At 61.1% G+C, this 1,764-nt stretch carries 2 protein-coding genes; both read left to right on the top strand.

The annotated features are described in order from the left end of the window. The first annotated feature begins 150 nt into the window (after positions 1–150). On the top strand, positions 151–828 hold the full coding sequence (locus AC1D0Z_RS20940; RefSeq protein ID WP_431097946.1) for a Crp/Fnr family transcriptional regulator: 678 nt from the start codon (positions 151–153) through the stop codon (positions 826–828). Positions 829–921: 93 nt separating this feature from the next. After that, on the top strand, positions 922–1,764 hold an 843-nt coding region (locus tag AC1D0Z_RS20935; protein ID WP_477660087.1), incomplete at its 3' end, for a DNA translocase FtsK 4TM domain-containing protein.

Here is a 1,764-nt window from a genome sequence, read left to right as displayed (position 1 = left end):
GTGTAAGAACTCATGTAGAGTCATGCCGCATAAGTGCAGCGTCAAGTAAAACAGCTGCTAGTACTTTTGAGGCACTTGATTCCTGAATTACGTGCCATTGTAAGAACTCACGCGACTAGCCGTCCGATGTGAGGTTGGGAGATATCTGCTATGACAACGATGGTGTCGAACCTGGAATTGATTCGCCGGGTACCCCTTTTTTCAGTATTGACTGCCAGTCAGGCCGCCTCGGTTGCCGATACCGTGGTCAAGCGCCGGTTCAAGCGCGGTGAGCCTATCGTGGAGCAGGGCAAGAAATCCAACGCCCTTTCCATCATCCTGACCGGCCGGGCCCGCGTCATCACCACGGACTCCCGCGGCCGCGAGGTCATCCTGGCCACCATGCACCCTGGTGACTACGTGGGTGAAATGAGCCTCATTGACAACGAACCCCACTCCGCCACGGTGCGCGCCGAGATCCAGACCGATGCCCTGATCCTTGGCCGCCTGGAATTCGCCCGTTGCCTTCCGGAAAACAGCTCCATGGCCTATGCCGTTCTGAAGGGGCTGGTCCAGCGGTTGCGCCATGCAGACCGGCAAATCGAGTCGCTGGCGCTGATGGATGTCTATGGCCGTGTAGCAAGGGCCCTGCTCGAATTCGCCAACGAGGACGGCAGTGGCAATGCCGTGATCCGCGACAAGGTTTCGAGGCAGGATCTGGCCAAGATGGTTGGCGCTTCGCGCGAAATGGTCAGCCGGGTGATGAAGGATCTTGAGGAGCGCGGGTTTATCGAAACCCGCGATGACGGCTCGCTTTTGGTGAAAGAGCGCCTTCATACTTTGGGGTGAAGGCCCCGGCGGCATCTGCCACCCTGGTTGGCGTCTCTGGCGCCCCTTCGAACCGCTTACCAACTGCGGTAAGCTCTTGGTACCAGCCGGGCCATGACTTACTCACTCGATACCCTGAACTCCAGAAATTCCCCTGCCGCGGGTGCGCCCGGCGGCATCAAGCGCTTTGCCCATGAAGTCAGCCTGATTCTGGGTCTGCTCGGCCTGATTTTCTGGCTCGCGGCACTGCTCAGCTATTCACCGCAGGATGCCGCCTGGTCGACTTCCGGCTCTGCGGATGTCCTGGGCGGGGCCCAGGTGGCAGCCCGCAACTGGGGCGGTCGCCTGGGTGCATGGCTGGCGGATGCCAGCTATTACCTGCTGGGTTTTTCCGTCTGGTGGGCCCTGGCGACAGGTACCCAGGCCTGGCTGTCCTCGCTGGCGCGCTGGCTTCGCGGCGAGCCGCTTGCGGCCGATTCATCCCACTCCGCGGGACGGATCCGCTTCTGGCTGAGCCTGCTCCTCCTTTTGCTGGCCAGCGCGGCGCTGGAATGGTCACGGCTGTACCGCTTTGAATTCAGGTTGCCTGGGCATGCCGGCGGCGTGCTGGGTTACCTGGCCGGAATGCAGGGCGAGAAATGGCTGGGCTTTGCCGGCTCAGGCCTGGTCTTCATCGCGCTGGGCGTGATCGCCGTGTCCGCCGTGTTTGGCTTTTCGTGGGCGCACGTGGCGCTGCGTGTTGGCGCCTGGATTGACAACCTGATTGACTCCCGCCGTGAGAAGCGCGAAATCGCCGAAGACCTGGCCTTCGGCAAGCTGGCTGCCCGCGAGCGTGAGGAGACCCTGATCGACGAACGCATCGAGATTGAAGAACATCATCCGGTGCCGGTTCTGATTGAACCTGTACTTGTGGACATTCCCAAAAGCGAGCGTGTGGCGAAGGAACGGCAAAAACCC

The sequence above is a fragment of the Polaromonas sp. P1_E3 genome (assembly GCF_056405935.1).
This window is presented reverse-complemented; position numbering and strand designations above follow the sequence as displayed.